General features: G+C 59.7%; 12 protein-coding genes. 6 read left to right on the top strand and 6 right to left on the bottom strand.

All coding sequences use genetic code 11. The features are described 5' to 3' along the window. Positions 1-85: 85 nt before the first annotated feature. Positions 86-511, top strand: a complete 426-nt coding sequence (locus RHPLAN_RS28150; RefSeq protein WP_068025295.1) for an acyl-CoA thioesterase — start codon at positions 86-88, stop codon at positions 509-511. Between the two features lie 10 nt (positions 512-521). On the opposite strand, the gene RHPLAN_RS28145 is transcribed toward RHPLAN_RS28150, so the two are convergent. After that, complete coding sequence (locus RHPLAN_RS28145) at positions 522-1,319, bottom strand: YiiX/YebB-like N1pC/P60 family cysteine hydrolase (protein WP_068025292.1); 798 nt, start codon at positions 1,317-1,319, stop codon at positions 522-524. A gap of 175 nt (positions 1,320-1,494) precedes the next feature. On the opposite strand from RHPLAN_RS28145, the gene RHPLAN_RS28140 reads away from it, so the two are divergent. The 5 genes from RHPLAN_RS28140 (at position 1,495) to RHPLAN_RS28120 (ending at position 10,622) form a co-directional block, all read left to right on the top strand. Next, positions 1,495-3,780, top strand: a complete 2,286-nt coding sequence (locus tag RHPLAN_RS28140) for an acyl-CoA dehydrogenase (protein ID WP_068025289.1) — start codon at positions 1,495-1,497, stop codon at positions 3,778-3,780. A 2-nt stretch (positions 3,781-3,782) separates the two neighbouring features. Beyond that, positions 3,783-5,063, top strand: a complete 1,281-nt coding sequence (locus RHPLAN_RS28135) for an acetyl-CoA C-acetyltransferase (protein WP_068025286.1) — start codon at positions 3,783-3,785, stop codon at positions 5,061-5,063. Positions 5,064-5,074: 11 nt separating this feature from the next. Next, positions 5,075-7,192, top strand: a complete 2,118-nt coding sequence (locus RHPLAN_RS28130; RefSeq protein WP_068025282.1) for a 3-hydroxyacyl-CoA dehydrogenase NAD-binding domain-containing protein — start codon at positions 5,075-5,077, stop codon at positions 7,190-7,192. Next, positions 7,189-9,054, top strand: a complete 1,866-nt coding sequence (locus RHPLAN_RS28125; RefSeq protein ID WP_068025278.1) for an acetyl-CoA hydrolase/transferase C-terminal domain-containing protein — start codon at positions 7,189-7,191, stop codon at positions 9,052-9,054. The genes RHPLAN_RS28130 and RHPLAN_RS28125 overlap by 4 nt, the downstream gene beginning before the upstream one ends. 119 nt (positions 9,055-9,173) lie before the next feature. Continuing rightward, positions 9,174-10,622: an aldehyde dehydrogenase family protein gene (locus RHPLAN_RS28120; RefSeq protein ID WP_068025275.1), complete on the top strand. Its 1,449-nt coding sequence runs from the start codon at positions 9,174-9,176 to the stop codon at positions 10,620-10,622. A gap of 12 nt (positions 10,623-10,634) precedes the next feature. Here RHPLAN_RS28120 and RHPLAN_RS28115 read toward each other — a convergent pair whose 3' ends face one another. The 5 genes from RHPLAN_RS28115 to RHPLAN_RS28100 all read right to left on the bottom strand — a co-directional run bounded on the left by RHPLAN_RS28115 (position 10,635) and on the right by RHPLAN_RS28100 (position 18,189). Next, the gene (locus RHPLAN_RS28115; RefSeq protein WP_068025270.1) at positions 10,635-12,113 is read right to left on the bottom strand and encodes a hypothetical protein; all 1,479 of its coding nucleotides are present in this window, start codon (positions 12,111-12,113) and stop codon (positions 10,635-10,637) included. Positions 12,114-12,808: 695 nt separating this feature from the next. Beyond that, positions 12,809-13,105 carry a hypothetical protein gene (locus tag RHPLAN_RS39715; protein WP_157100523.1) on the bottom strand — a complete coding sequence of 99 codons (297 nt, stop codon included), beginning with the start codon at positions 13,103-13,105 and terminating at the stop codon, positions 12,809-12,811. A 200-nt stretch (positions 13,106-13,305) separates the two neighbouring features. Continuing rightward, positions 13,306-14,427, bottom strand: coding sequence for an acyltransferase family protein (locus RHPLAN_RS28110; protein ID WP_068025266.1), 1,122 nt, complete (start codon positions 14,425-14,427; stop codon positions 13,306-13,308). Between the two features lie 43 nt (positions 14,428-14,470). Next, a complete protein-coding gene (locus tag RHPLAN_RS28105; protein ID WP_068025263.1) occupies positions 14,471-15,907 on the bottom strand; it encodes an oligosaccharide flippase family protein in 1,437 nt (478 codons plus the stop codon). A gap of 86 nt (positions 15,908-15,993) precedes the next feature. Continuing rightward, the gene (locus RHPLAN_RS28100) at positions 15,994-18,189 is read right to left on the bottom strand and encodes a Wzz/FepE/Etk N-terminal domain-containing protein (protein WP_068025261.1); all 2,196 of its coding nucleotides are present in this window, start codon (positions 18,187-18,189) and stop codon (positions 15,994-15,996) included. Positions 18,190-18,435: the final 246 nt, after the last annotated feature.

Genomic DNA, 18,435 nt, shown 5'->3' with positions numbered 1-18,435 from the left:
CGGTCTATAGCCGACGTCTGCTGTCCAACATATAACTCCCGGGTATCTTGCTCACACGCTGTTATTCGCGCTGAAAGGAGCTCAAATGCCCGATCCTTCCGCCAGGTTGGCCGACGCCGTCGAGGTTGCTCCCAGTTCCGAACCGGCGCTTCGCGCCGTGGCCATGCCCGCCGATACCAATCCGCACGGAGATATCTTCGGCGGCTGGCTGTTATGCCAGATGGATTTGGCGGGGACGATTGTTGCGACACGACGCGCGCTGGGGCGCGTTGTGACCGTTGCCATTACGGCGATGAGCTTTCACCGTCCGGTCACGGTCGGTGATGAGGTCACTTGCTACTGCAGTCTTGAAAAGACCGGAAACACATCGATCACGGTTAAGATCGAGAGCTGGGTGCGGCGGGGCATTGGTGACACACAGTTCAAGGTCACGGAGGGCATTTTCACCTATGTCCGCGTTGGTGCCGACGGGCGTCCTCAGCCGATTGCGGTGGAATCAGGCGTGGGCTGACTCTGCGATATCACGTGGTGCTGTTTGATCCCGCTGTTGTCGTCGGCAGCGACCAAACCAATTTGTGATAGTTGAATCCATCATCGAGACCGGGTTTTACAATTGAAAAATACGGTGACACGTCGAAGTCCCTTGGCGTGTAGAGACCATGTGTCCGGATATGCTCGATCTCGCTTTGGACGTATGGCGCGATCCCATACGTCTTGCCATTGATTGAAACGCGCTCCGGCAGGATGGGGTAGCGGACCGATGTGAACGCCTCTGCGATGAGCGTGGAGCAGATGGCCTTGGTCGGATCGCCGCTGCCGATCGACAGCATCCTCCGGCGAAACCAGACTGGCACTGGCGGATAAGGAAAAAGATAGCGCGCCAAATCGACGATCTGCTTGGAGTCGTACAATTTGCCGATGCGGTTCAGAGCGTATTCGACCACCGCCCGTTTGCCCGCGTCGTCCAGACCGACAGCACGACAGATGCGCAGATTGAAGTGGACGTACTTCGAAAGTGGGACCGTCGTGACGCCGGTCTCGGCCTCGGCCTCCAAAAGCACGTTCGGTTCGCCGTTTGCCGCCAGGTCGCCCGGCCGTTCGCCGACATAGAGCGCCGCATGCGACCAGGTCGACTGGGTCAGAAATTTGATGATTGCGCTGAGCCGGGTATTCCCCTCGGTCAGAACGACGTCGCCGGGCTGCAGTACGCTCCGCACCGTTTCCGGATCTGGCGCAAAAAATGTCGCATAGCGGTAGGTGGGCTTGGACAGGAAGCGCAATATCGCGGCGCTTATGGTTTGTTTGAGCCTATCGAACATGAACAGGAAGACCCGTTGACACGCCCCTCGCAGGCTATTTTAGCAGGTCCTGCAGGCCGAAAGCCCCTATCACTTTCAATTGCAAAAACTCGCCGGCGAATCCTATAAAGTGCGGCAGGGGAGCTTCCAACTCTGATCGTTGGATCATACGTTTGAGAGAGCCGCGGATATCCGGATGCCCCACGCTTCATTTCGTCGCGACTGGATCACCAAGCCCATCTTTGGCGTGGCCGCGCGTGCTCTGCCGCATCTTTCTGACACCGAACGCGAGGCGATCGAAGCTGGTGACGTGTGGTGGGATGCCGATCTTTTCACAGGAAATCCGGATTGGGAAAAGCTGCTGGCTTATGCCCCGGCGAAACTGTCGGATGAGGAGCAGCGCTTCCTGGAGGGCCCGGTCGACGAGCTTTGCGGCATGCTCGACGACTGGCGGATCACTTGGGAATGGCGCGATCTGCCGCCTGAGGTCTGGGAGTTTCTGAAGGCGCACAAATTCTTCGCGATGATTATTCCGAAAGAGTATGGCGGGCTTGGGTTTTCCGCCTATGCTCACTCCGAAGTCATCCGCAAACTCTCCTCGCGGTCGTTGTCCGCGGCAGTGACCGCGATGGTGCCGAATTCGCTGGGGCCGGGCGAGTTGCTGATGCAATTCGGCACCAGGGCGCAGCGGGACTACTGGTTGCCGCGTCTGGCTCGTGGCGAGGAAATTCCATGTTTCGGACTGACGAGCCCCGAGGCTGGATCGGACGCCGCCTCGATGATTGATTCAGGCGTGGTCTGCCGTGGCACATACGAGGGTCAAGAGACGCTTGGCATCCGGCTGAACTGGCACAAGCGCTATATCACGCTTGGGCCGATCGCAACCGTGCTCGGACTGGCGTTCAAGCTTCATGACCCGGATCATCTGATCGGCCAGCGCGACGACATCGGAATCACGCTCGCTCTCGTTCCAACGCATCTGCCTGGCATCAGCATCGGTCGCCGTCACCTTCCGGCAATGCACGTCTTTCAGAACGGACCGAACTGGGGACGCGACGTCTTCATACCGATGGACAACGTGATCGGCGGTGTCGAGCAGGTCGGCAAGGGTTGGAAGATGCTCATGAGCGCGCTCGCAGCCGGTCGTGGCATATCACTTCCGTCCCTGTCCGCAGCGGGCGCCTCATTCACAGCTCACGTCACCGGAGCCTATGCGCGCATTCGCGAGCAATTCCATGTGCCGATCGCCAAGTTCGAGGCCATTCAGGAACGGCTCGGCCGAATGGCTGCCACCGCTTATCTGCTGGATGCAGCGCGCCGGATGACTTGCGCCGCGCTTGATGACGGCCACCATCCGGCTGTCGTCACCGCGATTATGAAGCAGCAGGCAACCGAGCGCATGCGCGTGTCGGTCAATGATGCGATGGATGTCCATGGCGGCAAGGGCATCATCGAGGGGCCGCTCAACTATCTGGGCAGTCTTTACCGGGGCGTGCCGATCGGCATCACGGTCGAAGGCGCCAACATCGTCACCCGGAGTTTGATTCAGTTCGGCCAGGGCGCGATTCGCAGCCATCCCTATTTGCTCAAGGAGATGATGGCGCTTCAGGATGCCGATCGCGCGCAGGGCCTCGAGGCTTTCGACAAGGCTTTTTGGGCCCATGTCGGCCACAGCATCGCCAACACGTTCCGCGCCTGGGGGAGGGCCTGGACCGGCGGATTGCTTGCACCAGCTCCCGCTGCCGGAGCAGCGTCGCCGTTCTATCGTCAACTCAGCCGGCACGCTTCCGCGTTTGCGCTTGCCGTCGATCTTGCTCTGCTCAGTCTTGGCGGCGGGCTGAAACGGCAAGAAATGGTATCGGCGCGGTTCGGCGACATTCTTTCCGAACTTTATCTTTCGAGCGCCGCGCTGAAGCGCTGGAACGACGAGGGCCGCAAGCTGGAGGACCTGCCGCTTCTGACCTTTTGCATGGAAACGAGCTTCGCCGCGATCGAGGCGCGGTTCGACGAGATCATTGCGAATTTCCCGGTACGTCCGGTGGCGTGGGTTCTGCGCTTCTTGATCCAGCCGTTCGGGCCGCGCCGTCGTGGGCCGTCCGACCGAACCATGGCGCAGTGCGCGGAAATTCTCGCTAGTCCGTGCCCGGCGCGCGATCGGCTGACCGTTGACTTGTTCAAACCCGTCGAGACTGCAGACAAACGTCTCGACGGCGTGGCCATTCTGGAACGCGCGTTTTCGATGGCGGTTGGTGTGCAACCGATCCGGGACCGGATGCATGCCGCGCGTGTCCGGGACATTGAGCAGGCGGTGAAGCAGCGAACGATCACCGTGGAAGAATCGGTCCAATTGAAGGCTGCCGCGGAAGCGGTTTCTGCGGCAGTCGCAGTCAACGACTTCGCGCCGGAAGAACTGACCTCCCGTGACGCTTCCAATAAAGGAGATGTGTCATCCCAAACGGCAGCATCAGCCGCGGCGGAGTAGGGCTGCGCCCGGTCTATATCGTCGATGGCAGCCGTACGCCGTTCATCAAGGCGCGCGGCAAGCCGGGCCCGTTCACGCCGGCCGATCTGGCTGTGCAATGCGGCCGGCCGCTGCTGTTGCGCCAGCCCTTCGCGCCAGACGCGTTCGACCAGGTTATCCTCGGATGCGTCAACGTCATCGCCGACGAGATGAACCCGGCTCGCGTTGCGGCGCTTCGGCTCGGCATGGGCGAAACCGTGACCGCATTCACCGTGCAGATCAACTGCGGCTCCGGCATGCAGTCGATCGACACCGGCTACCGGTATATCCAGGAGGGCCTGTCGGACCTGATCCTGGCTGGTGGCGCAGAATCGCTGAGCCACGCGCCGCTGGTCTTTAATCGCAGGGCCGTGGGGTGGTTCGCACGACTGAACGGTGCGCGCGATCCCTGGTCGAAGCTCGTGGCGATGCTCGGCTTCCGGCCGTCGTTCCTGACACCGGTCATCGGCCTGGAGCGAGGCCTCACCGATCCGATCACCGACCTCAACATGGGGCAGACCGCCGAACTGGTCGCGCATCTGTTCAAGATTTCCCGCCAGCAGGCCGATCAGTATGCCGTCGAAAGTCAGCTCCGGCTGGCGAAGGCACAAAAGGAAGGCTTGCTGAAAGACGAGGTCGAACCGGCCTTTGCGAAGGACGGCACGTTGTTCGATCATGACGATGGCGTGCGCCCCGACAGCAGTGTCGAAAGCCTGGCCAAGCTCAAGCCGGCTTTCGAGCGGCCATGGGGAAAGGTCACCCCCGGCAACAGCTCCCAGATCACCGATGGCGCGTCCTGGGTCATCCTCGCGTCGGAGGAGGCCGTAAAAGAACACAATCTGCGGCCCAAGGCGGTCATCGTTGACAGCGAGTGGGCGGCGCTCGATCCGTCTGTCATGGGGCTCGGCCCGGTCTATTGCTCGACCGCGCTTATGAAGCGGCATCAGCTCAACCTCGGCGATATCGATCTGTGGGAGTTGAACGAGGCTTTCGCGGCGCAGGTGCTCGGCTGTCTTGCTGCCTGGGAGGACGCCGAATTCTGCCGCGACGCGTTGGGGCTCGACGGTCCCGCGGGGCGCATAGACCGTGATCGAATCAATGTCGACGGCGGCGCCATTGGAACGGGCCATCCGGTCGGCGCCAGCGGCAATAGGATCGTGCTGCATCTTGTGAACGCTATGAAGCGGCTCGGCTTGAAGCGCGGTATCGCTACCGAATGCATCGGTGGCGGGCAGGGTGGCGCCATGCTGATCGAAGCGGTCTAGAGAGCGGCACTATGAGCAAATCACCCGCTCCAAAACCCGTCCTGGACATTCTCGAACCACGCGATCTGGAGCTTGGACCGTTCGCAGCCGGTGAGACGCGCGATGACGGCTTTTCGTGGAAGCATTGGCGGATGCGGTCCGACGAGGACGGCGTCGTTTGGCTGCTGTTCGACAAACAAGGCGCGAGCGCGAATACGCTGGATGACGAGACCCTCACCGAGCTTGACGCTGCGCTCGACAGACTGGAGCATGACCGTCCGCCGGGTCTGGTCATTCGCTCGAGCAAGCCCGGCGGCTTCGTCGCAGGCGCCGACATCGCGCAGTTTCGCCGCATCACCGATGCGGCGCAGATCGAAGCGCTGCTGACGCGCGGCCACGCTGTTCTCGATCGGCTCGACCGCCTGCCGCTGCCGACCGTTGCCGTGATCCACGGCTATTGCCTCGGCGGTGGTCTTGAACTGGCGCTGGCCTGCGACAAACGGATCGCCGTTGACGACGCGAGCTTTGGATTTCCCGAGGTTCTGCTCGGACTGCATCCCGGTCTTGGCGGGACGGTGAGGCTTCCGCGCCTGATCAATCCAGTCCAGGCCATGACGATGATGTTGACGGGAAAGACCGAGCGCGGGCGCCGGGCCAAGTCGCTCGGCTTGGTCGACGCGCTGACGCAGGAGCGGCATGTCCGGGCCGCCGTGAAGGATGCCATCGGCGGCGGGTTGAAGCCGCATCGGCAAGGCTTGCTCGACAGGTTGCACGACGTCGGCCCGGCGCGAAGCCTGCTGGCCTCCCGCATGCGGACCGAAGCCGCCAAGAAAGCGCCCAAGAAAGATTATCCAGCCCCGTATCAGTTGATCGATCTTTGGGTCGCTCATGGCGGCGATCGCGACATGATGCAGAAGGAGGAGATCAAATCCTTCTCCCGATTGCTGGTTTCGGAAACATCAAGAAATCTTGTCCGCGTGTTCTTTCTGCGCGAGAAGCTCAAGGGCCTTGCGAAAGGCCGTTGGGAGGGCCGCCGCGTTCATGTCATCGGCGCCGGCGCCATGGGAGGTGACATCGCGGCGTGGTGCGCGTGGCATGGTTTCACCGTCAGTCTTGCCGACATGAAGCCCGAGCCTCTCGCCGGCGCGATCAAGCGCGCCGCCGAGCTCTATGGAAAAATCGGCCGCGACAACCGCCGCAAGGTCCGCGATGCGCTCGACCGATTGATTCCCGATCTTCAGGGCGAAGGGGCCGCGTCTGCCGACCTGATCATCGAGGCTGTGCCGGAAAATCTTGGCCTGAAGCAAAAGGTCTTTGCCGGTATTGAACCGAAAATGAAACCCGGTGCGATCCTTGCCACAAACACGTCGAGCATTCCGCTCGAACAGTTGCGTGATGGTCTGAAGCGACCTGAGCGGCTGGTCGGTATCCACTTTTTCAATCCGGTTTCGCGGATGCAGCTTGTCGAAGTCGTCAGCCACGACCAGGTCGCGACAGATGTCCTGGCCGGCGCCGGCGCGTTCCTCGGCCGGATCGATCGGCTCCCCGCACCGGTCAAGAGCTCACCCGGGTTCCTGGTGAACCGCGCGCTGACACCGTACATGCTGGAAGCCATGGTGATGCTCGACGAAGGCATGAAGAAAGAGAGCATCGACAGGGCGGCCGAGGATTTCGGCATGCCGATGGGCCCGATCGAGCTTGCCGACCAGGTCGGTCTCGACATCTGCCTGCATGTCGCCGAGATGCTCAAGAGCAGCAATCCGGATCTGCCCGATCCGCCGCAATGGCTCAGGGACAAAGTCGCAAAGGGCGAGTTGGGAAAGAAGACCGGGAAGGGGCTGTACGATTGGAAGCATGATCGTGCCACCAAGGCGGGCGAGGCGGCTGCACCGACGCCAGAGACGATCGATCGCTTGATCCTGCCCATGCTCAACGTCTGCATGGCCTGTTTGCGGGAGGGCGTGGTGACGGACGAGGAGATCGTCGACGGCGCGATGGTCTTCGCGACAGGTTTCGCCCCGTTCCGTGGCGGGCCCATGAATTACGCGCGGACGCGGGGAGCCGGTGACGTGCGTGATACCTTGGCACGTCTCGCAGTGAAATATGGTCCGCGTTTCCGGCCGGACGCGGGCTGGGACAGCCTGGAATGATCCGTTCGGGCGTCGAGCCGATCATATTGAACGATGCAATCCGGCTCGCCGATACGATCATTGAGCGCGTGGGAAAGACAGTCGTCCTGGCTCTACCGCTCGGGTTGGGAAAAGCCAATCACATCGCCAACGCGCTCTACGCGAAGGCGGCGGCCGACCCTTCAATCCGCCTGACGATCTTCACCGCATTGACCTTGGAAGCGCCCAAGGGAAAGAGCGAATTGGAGCGCCGGTTTCTTGAACCGCTCGCGCAACGCGTTTTTGCGGGTTATCCGGCGCTGGGCTATGCCACGGCGATTCACGCCGGCACTGTCCCCTCCAACATCACGATCAACGAGTTCTTCTTTCTTGCCGGGCAATGGCTCGGTTCTCCCTATGCACAGCAGCATTATATTTCGGCAAACTACACCCACGCGCTCAGTGCTGTGCTCGACCGTGGTGTGAACGTTGTCGCTCAGCTCGTGGCGCATCGCGGTGAGGCATCGCGGCATTCCTTCAGTTTGAGCTGCAATCCCGACCTTACGCTCGATCTCCTGGCCCTTCGCCGTCAGGGCCGCGTGAATTTCCTGCTCGCGGGCCAGGTCAATTCCGAACTGCCGTTCATGGGAAACGATGCCGCTGTCGGTGCGGAGGAATTCGACCTGTTGCTCGATAGTCCGGCAACCGACTTTCCGCTGTTTGCGCCGCCGCGGGAGCCGGTCGCGCTGGGCGACTATGCGGCGGGACTTCATGCGGCCAGCACCGTCCCGGATGGCGGTACGCTGCAGATCGGCATTGGATCGTTGGGGGATGCCGTTGCTCAAGCTCTGATATTGCGCCACCGCAAGCCCTCAGACTTCAAGGCGCTATTGGATAGCCTTCGGCCGGACGAGGCTGTGGACGCGGTCCGCTACACCACTTCGTTCGAGACAGGCCTCTACGGCTGCAGCGAAATGTTCGTGGAGGGACTTCTGGATATTCAACGCGCCGGCATCCTCAAGCGCGAGGTCGATGGGGCGATATTGCACGCCGGTTTCTTTCTCGGCTCACGTGCGTTCTACAAAGCTCTGCGTGAGATGCCGCGAGCGATGTCAGACAAGTTCCGTATGACTTCGATCTCCTATGTCAACGAACTTTATGGGGAGGAAGACGCCAAGCGTCGTGCGCGGGTCGACGCACGTTTTATCAACGACGGTATGATGGCCACGCTACTGGGAGACGTCGTGTCCGACGGTCTCGAAGACGGTCGGATCGTCAGCGGTGTCGGCGGGCAATATAATTTTGTTGCACAAGGTTTCGCTCTTAAAGGAGCGCGCTCCGTTATCATGCTGCGCGCCAGCCGAATGACGAAAGGGAAAAGACAGTCGAATATCCGATGGAATTACGGTCACACCACCATTCCGCGCCATCTGCGCGATATGATCGTAACCGAATACGGTGTCGCGGATCTTCGTGGAAAGAGTGATCGCGATGTGATCGTGGCCATGCTCGCGATTTCTGATCGAGAGTTCCAGGATGATCTGCTGCGTCAAGCGAAAGATGCGGGAAAAATCGAGCCATCGTTCGTGCTGCCGAAAACGGCGCGCAATAATTCGCCAGATGCGATCAAGAGTGCATTGAAGCCCGCCGCCGATGCCGGTCTTCTGCCGATGTATCCGTTTGGTACGGACTTTACCGAGGTAGAGAGGCGCCTACTTCCAGCACTTCAATTGTTGAAATCCGCATCGACCGGTCAGCTTATTGCTCTTCTGCTGCGAGGTCTTTGGTCCAATGCGACGAATCAAGAGTGTTTGACCCGGCTTGGATTGGGAAATCCACTTGGGCCTTCGGAGTGGTTGTATTCGCTTCTTGTCCGAGGAGCATTGAACTCGGTAGACAGCTAGCGTCGGTCCTGGTCTGAATGAGGCTGGGGACTCGGCTCTCTATGCCGTCAATCCGACGCTGGAATGCAAAGGCAGCAGTGCTCGTCGTTGGTGCGCACGGACTATAACGATCTTGGAACATGCAAACCGAGGTCGCGTCGATGACACAAATTCCGGACATCAACTCGTTCATTGGTGAAGAACTTCCGGCAGGCGAGGGCGGATTTGAATGGGTCCGCCCCCAGGATGGCAAGACTGTCGGACGGATCGTGGAAGCGGGCGCGGCTGGTGTCGATGCAGCGGTGATGGCTGCGAAGGCGGCCTTTCAGGCCCACCGCCTGTCGCCGACACACAAGCGAATCGCGTTGTTGAAAACCGGCGCAGCGGTCCTGATCAAGCATGCTGAAGAACTTGCGCTGCTTATCAGCGAGGACGTGGGCAAGCCGATCAAGGCGGCGCGCTTCGAAGCGCGCCGCGGGGCGGAGTTTCTGGAGGCGACTGCGTCGGCGCTGAGTCAGCTTGCGTCGGAAGTGCTGCCTGTCGACATCACACAGGCGGGCGAGGGGCATTTCGGATTCACCCGCCGGCACCCGTACGGGGTCGTTGCCGGAGTGACCCCCTTCAATGCGCCAATCAATCTCCTGATCCAAAAGGTTGCGCCGGCGGTTGCGGCCGGTAATGCGATCATCACCAAGCCTGCGCCCGCCGCAATGCGTACATCGCTTCGGGTCGCCAAGCTGTTTCAGGAGGCGGGCTGGCCCAAAGGGTTGTTCACCGTACTGACCGGTGACAAGGCGACGGCCACGGCGCTCGTCAAGCACCCTGACGTGCGGATGATATCGTTCACCGGCGGCACCGCCGGCGGCGATGCGCTGGCGCGCGCAGCTGGAGCCAAGAAATTCGTAGCCGAGCTCGGCTCGAATGCAGCCAACATTGTTCTGGCCGATGCCGATATCGCCGATGCAGCCAAGCGGATTGCGAGCGCGGCTTTTGAAGCGAGCGGACAACAGTGCATTTCTGCTCAGCGGGTTCTGGTCGATAGTAAGGTGCTGAATGCGTTCGTTGAGAAATTCGTGGAGGCCGCCAAGGGTCTCAAAGTCGGTCGTGCCGATGATCCTGCGACCGACGTCGGTCCGATGGTGAGCAGCGCGTCGGCCGATCGCGTCGTCGGGATGTGCGAGGATGCGATCAAGCGCGGAGCGCGCTACGTGCTTGAACCCAAGCGCGACGGCGCCATTCTGTCGCCGGGGATACTTGTGGAAGTGCCGCAGCCCGCAAGGCTCTGGCAGGAGGAGGTGTTTGGGCCGATCGCCATCGTGACGCCATTCGATGACGTGGATCACGCTCTGCGTTTGGCCAACGATTCGCCATTCGGCCTGCAGGGCGCGGTGTTTACTCGCGATCTTCGGTCTGCATTCCGCTTCTCGAACGAATTCGATGTCGGCTCACTTTGGGTCAACGAGGCGAGCCGATTCCGTCTTGATCTGTATCCGTTCGGCGGAATGAAGACTTCTGGTGTCGGCCGTGAGGGGGTGCGCTATGCAATTGAAGAGTTCTCTCAAATCAAGTTCACCGGCATTCGGTATTGATTGACGAGCGGCTCAGGTTTTCGGGCACTCTGTAACTACGGCTCCGTTCACCACCTCGACCTGCTCCAGACATTGCTCTGGTGCCGTGATCTGGCCTGCAACCGTGAAATCATAGCCGAAGCCGTTTAAAATGAGAGCATAGCGTCCGGGTTGAAATACGAAGCCGGGATCGGGCTGGATCACGATCATCTCGTTGTGACCCTCCAGCGGCGAAACCTTGAATACGTATTCTTTGGAGCGAATCCGCCACGTCCCTTTCAGTGGAACGACGGTCGGTTTGCCGTCGACGTATTTTGTAGTGCTCCTGACTTGGGCGACGACGCGAACGCTGGCGGTTTGTGGTGCGCTGGTGACGAGGTCCCGGCGGAACACGACGAATGCAAGATTGTCGCCCGGTATCGTCACACTGCTGGGTTTGGTGATTTCGGCGGAGACAAGAATTCGCGGATCCGGAGCCTTGATCGGCAATTGCTCGAGCTCGAAAAGCTTTCCGGGAACGCCGGCAAAAACTCCAAAAGAACGCGGCAGAGGAAATGGCAGAATTGGCTCCGGCTCTCGTGGTTTTACCGGCACCGCTGGGCTGTCTATAGGCACGGCTTCGGCTCGTGGGGGCGCCGCCACCGGCGCCTGAGGTGCCGGCGTCGGGGGAGCGAAGCCTGTCTGTCGGCCGATATAGACCCATCCGGTTATGCCGATATAAAGCACGACGCCGATCACGGATGCCGCGATCAATTGCAAAAACGATACGAAATTCGAACGCGGTTGGTGCGGCGGCGGCGGGTGACGCACAGGCTCGTATTCAATCGCATCCAACGCGATGCGCACTTTGGGATCGAGCCAAGATGGAATGCGCTCTAGTTTCACAATCTCAGTCTGCTGGCTGCCTGGAGCGGGCTCCGGCAATAGCATCACGCTGCCTCTGGCGCGCGGAGGTTCGAACGACGCATCCAGTGCTTCCAGCTGCGGGTCGCGTTCGACCTCGCTTTTCGAATGCTCTGCCCCAGAATTCGAATTGGAAATCAGAGCATCCAGATCCATAGGGCCGTCGGCCGGCTGCTCGGATTTCTGGAGTTCAATGTCGAAGGAAGGATCATCGGCCACGGTGGGGATAGGCTTGTTGTCCGGCTGGCCAACTCCTTTTCCAGGAGCGGCGTCTCTGGGGACCGCGCCCGTGATCGGCGGCTGCCCGTGTTGCGCCGTATTGTCTGCCTCGATCTCAAGCTGCTGAATCGCCCGCTCGAGCAGCACTGCTTTCTCGAGCTCGACGATCGTCTTGGCCTGGTTTTTCGCCTCGGAAACAGGCTTGCTGACGATCGTTTCAGGGTTGAGGTTCTGCCATGCGAGCGCGTAGACCAGCTTTCGCAGCATCGCGTGATCCGCCGTGACGTCGGCGATGAGCTTCTTCAGAAGCGCATAATAATCCTCGGGCACGGGTGCGGTCGGCTGACCGGAATTCGAATTTTTACGGTCTTGCGGTTTTGGATCCGCCATGAGGCAGAATTTCCTCCGTCGGCAGATGCCCTATCAAAGCCGAATGCGGTTTCTGCGAGGCGGCTGGTACGAGGCCCCCAAAACGCAGAGATCGCCGAGGCCCAGAGGTAGTACGGTCCGGTCACGAAAAGAAGCCTGAAAGTGGTACCGCCGTGACCGTATTGGACGGGACTGGCCGCAGTCATCGCGGAAAATGTTATGCTGCCCCGCAAAAGTCAACGTAAAACCTGGTTAGCCCCAGTGCTTAAAAAGCTGTAATTAAACGGGGACTCGTCTCCAACGTTCTGATACGCTGCTTTTGCAGCGCAACAAATCAAGGGGGCGGAGTGGTCATGTTCGAACGCCTGCTAGAGCCAGGATCGACCGAACTCCCGGTTTGTATTTGCACTCGCGAAATGCACCTTAAGCGGACTGAAGCCGCCGACATCGATACCGAGATTCGAATATTTGAATGCCCCGCCTGTTCGCATGAATTGCGGCTGACGGTTTGGAACTCCGAAGCGGTCTAAAGGTCGCCTCAGGGGCGGGGTCAAAAGCCCAGGCAAAGGCAGCCCAAAGCCCGATATCTTCGTCATCCACCGCCATTTCGCTGAAGGCAGGCAAATGGCGACAACCGCCGTCGAATGGGACGGCAGTTGACCGCAGTCTTCAACACCAATCGATTCTGGAGATCGACACGCTCGAAGGGAAACCGATCAGGCGGCCTTGCTTTGTTCCGTCGCTTGGCTTTGTTCCGGCTTCGGCTCGACCGCAGGAGTTAAATCCATATGCGGCAACATCCAGATTTCCTCCGCGGCGCGCTGGAAGCGATCCGCACCCCGGATCTGCTGAATCCACAGGTCCATCCAGGTCGCCGTCAGTTTGACGCGTGAAAGGCCATCTCGGCTTTTTTTGCGATCCGCCCCCACTGTAATCGCCAGCGATCGCGCCTCGTCAGGACGACACTGCAGCAGCGAGCCAAGTTCTAGGTATGACAACCAAATTTGCGGCACGATAGGTCCCCTCGGTTGCCGCAGACGGTATCGGAGCATGGCTAATCCAAACTTACGCAACTGGACCCAATGCGCGCCATGGTTGACCAAGGCTGAAACTCCGTAGCGAAAGTGCGCTTCCGGCCCAGAGTTTGGCCGAACCGCGCTGTGCCACAAAGAGACACCGAAGCTGCAGCTTTCATCCAAGCCGGTTGGGGCCGCTATCTTTGCGGTGGCACGCTGTCCGGGCCGACCGGATTGAGCGTTCTGATTTCGCCGAAACGCCTCATCGCAATCCGCGCTGGCAATTCGTAGTAGCGGTAGGACAGGTAAGAAGCGAGCATCACGAGCGGTATAAAGAGAAAACCGACGGTGGGCGCGAAGTCATAGATTTTCCGACCGAACAAGATCTGCGACACGCCTGCGGCCGCAATGATCATCGAGCCTTGCGTCAGATAAACCGCATACGACGTTTGACCGAGAAAGATCGCTAGCAAGCGCGCTCTGCCCGTCAATACGACACCCGCGCCCGCCGCGACCAGGGCCGGTAAAAGTGCGGTCACACTCACAAGGTCGAAGACATACGGGTTGATCAGGAGCGATCTCGCCTGCATCAGCAGAAGCCATGCCGAGAGCAAAACGTAAAAGAGCAGCGCCGGACATCGCCACGGGCTCTTCGCATACGCGCGCTCGATCAAGACCCCGACCGTGAAGGAAAAAATGACGCGCGGAAACCCAGCGATAAAATTGTCACTCGCGTAGCCGACATCGAGAGTTCCGAACACCGCTACCGTGGCGACGAGAACCAACCATGCGAAGGCCGCGACGACGGCCAATGTGGTCCGGTTGGCTTTACCGAAGAAGAAAAAGAACAGGATACTCGCGATCATCTCGAAAAAAATTGACCAGGTCGCTGGATTGAACGGGAACGACACCTTCAAATCGTAGAGGGTGACGAAACTGGGCACCATGAAGACGTTGAGCAGCGCTGACTTGATCAGGTTCGCTGTATCGAAGTCTCCGTAGTTTGAACGGTATCTCGCCGTCATGACGACAAAGCCGATGGCGGTGGTCGCCAGGAACAGCGGGAACAGGCGTGCGACGCGCGCAACCATGTATCGCCGGACGCTCAACTCGCCGTTCGCCACTCCACGTCCATAGGTCAGTGACAACACGAAGCCGCTCAGGACAAAGAACAGGTCCACCGCAAGGTAGCCGCCGTGCAGCAGCCAGCCTCTGAGACCGAACATGAAATCGATGTGGTAGATCAGGACGACCAGCGCAGCCAATCCACGCACGAGATCCAGGCTCTCGAAATATGGACGCTGATCTTTGTGTAGCATCGCCTTCTTCGTTTTTTGTGCGGTGATCGATGATCGCCGCGCGCTACAGCAATTGACCTTTCGCTCCGGACAACATGACGCGCACGGATTGAGTCCGGATCCTCGCGATGTCCAGCGCATAGGCCGCAGCACCATAGATCAAGACACCGGCCGCTGGGACAAGCAGCAGCGACAGCAGAGGGCGGCCTTCCAGCGAATGCGCCAGCGGAGCGCATGCCGCCACCATAAGCGCCGTGCACACGCCGACGCGGGCGAGCGCGTGAACCGGAATCGGCATGGGGAACATCATTCGCAAGAGCAAGAATGACACCACCGCGCCGACGATATCGCCGATCAGCAAACCGTAGACAGCCCCTTGAACGCCGTGGGTCGGCAGCAGGATGGCGGCGAGAGAGATATTGACGATCAGCGTAGCGCCGCCGCACAAAACCTGGAGGGTGGGGCGCTCGATAATCTGGAAGCCCAGATGAAGGTAGTATTGTGAGAAGGCATCAATCGCGCGTGATAGCGCGAGCACGGGTATTAAGACTTGCGCGGCATGCTCGAACCTTGGGCCGACGACGATATCTCCGAAGCTTTGGGCGAGAATGATCAAGCCAGCGGTTGCGGGTGCGAGAGCTGCAAGCATGAGTTCGGCGCCGTCGCCGAGGCGAGCCGTTGCGGCCGCTGCGCCCCCCTCGCGGCAAGCACGAATCGCAATCGGTGCGACAATCGCCGAAACACTCGCGGCGACGATTCCGGCCAACTGCGTGGTGACATCGAGCGCTGCACCGAACTGACCAGCGTCGCTCGCTCCAAGAAGTGTCGCCACCATGGCGCGCGCTGCCGTTGAATTGCCCGCAAAAGCCAGGCCGGACAGGGTGAGTGGCATACCGTAGGCCAGGAATCGCTTGACCTCGGTTGGGGCAAGCGTGTGCCGAAGCAGCCAGGTTCGATTCTTGACCAAAAATCGAACCGCCATGATGGCGAAGCCGGTAGCGATGCCGAATACCAATCCTGCGCCCGAGAAGAAATAAAACGCACCCGCGACCGCAAAGGAAAAGCTCAGGATGCTGCGCCCGATCGTCGCCTCCGCGAAAGCGACGGATTGGCCGCGCGCCCGGCGAATCTCCTGGCTGATGTCGAATAAGGCCTGCGACATCGTCAGGGCCCATACGGCAAGCACAGCTGCGACTGGCAAGCTTTTGATCAGCCAAGACGAGATGCCGATGACCGGTACGAGAAACGCGGTCACCGCGGCATAGCAAACCAACAAGAAAGGCAGGAAATTTGCCGTCGGCGATTCGGCCTGATACCGGCCTACAGAGAAGCGAATCCATCCGTAAGACACGCTGCCGATCAAAAACGATACGCTCGTTCCGATGGAGTAGAGCGCATACTCTTCAGGAGAGAGAATTCGCGTATAGATGCTGAATGCGAAAAAGCCAAACGCGCCTGGCATCGCAAATGCGAGGAAATAGATGAACGCGTGGTTGGCCATGGGCCGCAATTTCAACTCCTGCGGTGCACGGACCTGACAACCACGCTGAGTTCTGGCGTCCTCGATTCAGCAGCGTTCGATCTGGGTCAGGAATATGTGACCGTGGCGTATCTCATATTCCCATAGTACGCGCTCGCGGTCGGATGGACTTTGTTCAGCACCGCGCCCACGGTCTTGGTCGTTATGCGCGACGATCCATGAAAACCGCTTTGAACGATCTCGGCCGATGTTGCGCCCCATTCGACCACCATCACGAAGCAATCGAACAAATCGGCTGCGGCATGTGCGTCGGTGACCGGCACCAGTGGCGGCAAATCGACAATGACATAATCGTAGCGTGCCTTGAGCTTTTCCAGGAGAGAGCGCATCGCGACAGAGGAAATCCATTGATTTGGATTTGCTGCGGCGCTCCCGTGCACCGAGGGGATAAAGTCGCATCGCAAGTGATCAAGTCGCACCAGGGATCCTTCGGCCTGACGTCCGGACAAAAGATCGAGCAAACCCTTCTGCGCGCCTGGTGTCAGCCGGCCGGACAGCATCGAGCTGCGCAGGTCGCCGTCGACCAGAATCGCACTCGCGCCCGAACAAGCCACCAGTGCGGCAAAGTTTGCGCTGATCGTGCTCTTGCCCTCGCCGGGCAGAGCAGAAATGAACCCTATGACCTGCGGCTTTCGGTCTGCCGGGAAGAAGTCGACGGCTACCTTGATGGCGCGCATCGATTCGGCAAAACGGGACATCGGACGAGCAACGACCTCGCCCAAGTGCGACATGCCCGTGAACACGGGGTTTGGCCGCGAACCAGGATCCAACATCGGAACTGTTGAAATGCAGGGCACGCCGAGTGCGGCTCGCACTTCGTCGCTGGTGCGGAGAGTACGGTCAAAGATTTCGCGAACCCACGCCGCTGCGAAACCGACAGCGCTGCCGCCGATCAACGCGATAATCAACGTGATCAGTGTCTTGGGTTTGCTCTTCTTGAGCGGGGGCGTTGCCTTCGTGATGACGCGAGCTTCGGTCAACGGGAAAGACTTCTGCTGAACGGATTCCATATACCGCTGCAGGAACGTGTCATACAACGTGCGATAACTCTGTGCCGTGCTGTCGAGGGCCTTGAGCTCGATCTGTGCCTGATTGGTGGTGTTCGCTTTCGACACGAGATCGGCGAGGCTTTTTTGGATGCTGTCGACGCGGGACCTTCCGATCTCGAAGTCACTTTGGTAACCCGCCGCGATTCGCTGCAGTTCCTGTCTGATCGAACGCACTGCTGTACGCATATCGGCGCGGACTTGCAAAACGGCCTGGTGGGCGGGCCCGAGTTTGTCGACCAGATAGGCTTCGCGTTTCTGCAAGTCGGTGTATTGATTCCGAAGCTTGACGATTACCTCGTTGTGCAGAGCGTCCGTTACGTTTGCGTCCGGGACGTCGGACGCCATGATTTCTTGAATCCGCGACAACTTGGCGGAGGCCTCGCTGGCGCTTGCACTGGCCAAAGCCAGCTGCGAGTTCAGCTCCGCCAGTTGCTGCTCGCTCATCAGGCGGCCGCCGGTATCGACGATGTTGTTCTTGATTCTGAAATCGACGACCGCGCGCTCAGCCGCCGATGTCTGTTTGCCGAGTTCCTTCAAGCGATCCTGCAGCCAGTTTCCAGCTCGCGCCGCCACCTCGTATTTGGCCTGCAACTGATCGTCGACATAGGCGTTTGCGACGGCATTGGCGACCACAGCCGCCTTTTCCTTATCGGGAAGCGTAAAGCCAATCTCGAACATAAACGTCACGCCGATTCGTTTCACACTCAAGCGTTTGGCGAATTGCTCGACAACGGCGCGTTCGCGCTCGAGGTCAGTCGGCGGCGGGGAACTATGAACCCACGATATCAGCCAGCCGAAGACTGCCCCTATGGCGCTTCTCTGATTGAAGTCGGGATCGTCGAGAAGCTTCAGGTCCCTGATGACCTTGAGCGAGATGTTCTCGGATTGGAGTATCTCCGTCTGGCTTTCGACGGTGAGATTGTCGACAGGGATGTCTTGATTTTGTGAGGAAGCGCCGGGCGTGGCCGTCGCACTTTTTCTCGGATCAATGGCCATCACTGTCGTCGCCGTGAATTGCGCCGGAGTGACGGTGAGGTACACGACTGCAAGGACCAAGAACACCGCAGGAACGACGGCGCAGAGCTTGTAGTGTCTGCGTACGATCGCGATCGAGCGGAACAGGATGTCGACTGGCGAGAGGAGATGCGGGGAAGATAGCGGTTCGCCGAGGCTGATATTGGAGGTTTGAAGCATAAGTGCCAATCGTCCCTTGCGACTATCTCATTGGTTTGAGCGCCCATGCGAACGCGGGCGCACCTTACGCTCTCGTTCCTCCCTCAAAACTTGCTTGCTGTGCTCCTCGCTTGTTCGCGAGGTTGAGCGTCCGTTCGTTGAACAAGTGACTGTCGAGCTGCAACACAGCAACTCATCCGGTTCTTGAAAGCTCCATCGAAGAGCCGTGGAAATCTACACTAAACAGTGTGACCGCATCATGGTGAA

Origin of the sequence: Rhodoplanes sp. Z2-YC6860 (genome assembly GCF_001579845.1) — a bacterium.
Taxonomy (GTDB): Bacteria; Pseudomonadota; Alphaproteobacteria; order Rhizobiales; family Xanthobacteraceae; genus Z2-YC6860.
This window is presented reverse-complemented; position numbering and strand designations above follow the sequence as displayed.

What these genes read in the sequence shown, in the direction of transcription:
- RHPLAN_RS28115 (WP_068025270.1), bottom strand. Translation starts at nt 12,113, where the DNA reads ATGGCGGATCCAAAACCGCAAGACCGTAAAAATTCGAATTCCGGTCAG.
- RHPLAN_RS28110 (WP_068025266.1), bottom strand. Translation starts at nt 14,427, where the DNA reads ATGCTACACAAAGATCAGCGTCCATATTTCGAGAGCCTGGATCTCGTG.
- RHPLAN_RS28150 (WP_068025295.1), top strand. Translation starts at nt 86, where the DNA reads ATGCCCGATCCTTCCGCCAGGTTGGCCGACGCCGTCGAGGTTGCTCCC.
- RHPLAN_RS28140 (WP_068025289.1), top strand. Translation starts at nt 1,495, where the DNA reads ATGCCCCACGCTTCATTTCGTCGCGACTGGATCACCAAGCCCATCTTT.
- RHPLAN_RS28130 (WP_068025282.1), top strand. Translation starts at nt 5,075, where the DNA reads ATGAGCAAATCACCCGCTCCAAAACCCGTCCTGGACATTCTCGAACCA.
- RHPLAN_RS28120 (WP_068025275.1), top strand. Translation starts at nt 9,174, where the DNA reads ATGCAAACCGAGGTCGCGTCGATGACACAAATTCCGGACATCAACTCG.
- RHPLAN_RS28125 (WP_068025278.1), top strand. Translation starts at nt 7,189, where the DNA reads ATGATCCGTTCGGGCGTCGAGCCGATCATATTGAACGATGCAATCCGG.
- RHPLAN_RS28100 (WP_068025261.1), bottom strand. Translation starts at nt 18,189, where the DNA reads ATGCTTCAAACCTCCAATATCAGCCTCGGCGAACCGCTATCTTCCCCG.
- RHPLAN_RS28105 (WP_068025263.1), bottom strand. Translation starts at nt 15,907, where the DNA reads ATGGCCAACCACGCGTTCATCTATTTCCTCGCATTTGCGATGCCAGGC.
- RHPLAN_RS28145 (WP_068025292.1), bottom strand. Translation starts at nt 1,319, where the DNA reads ATGTTCGATAGGCTCAAACAAACCATAAGCGCCGCGATATTGCGCTTC.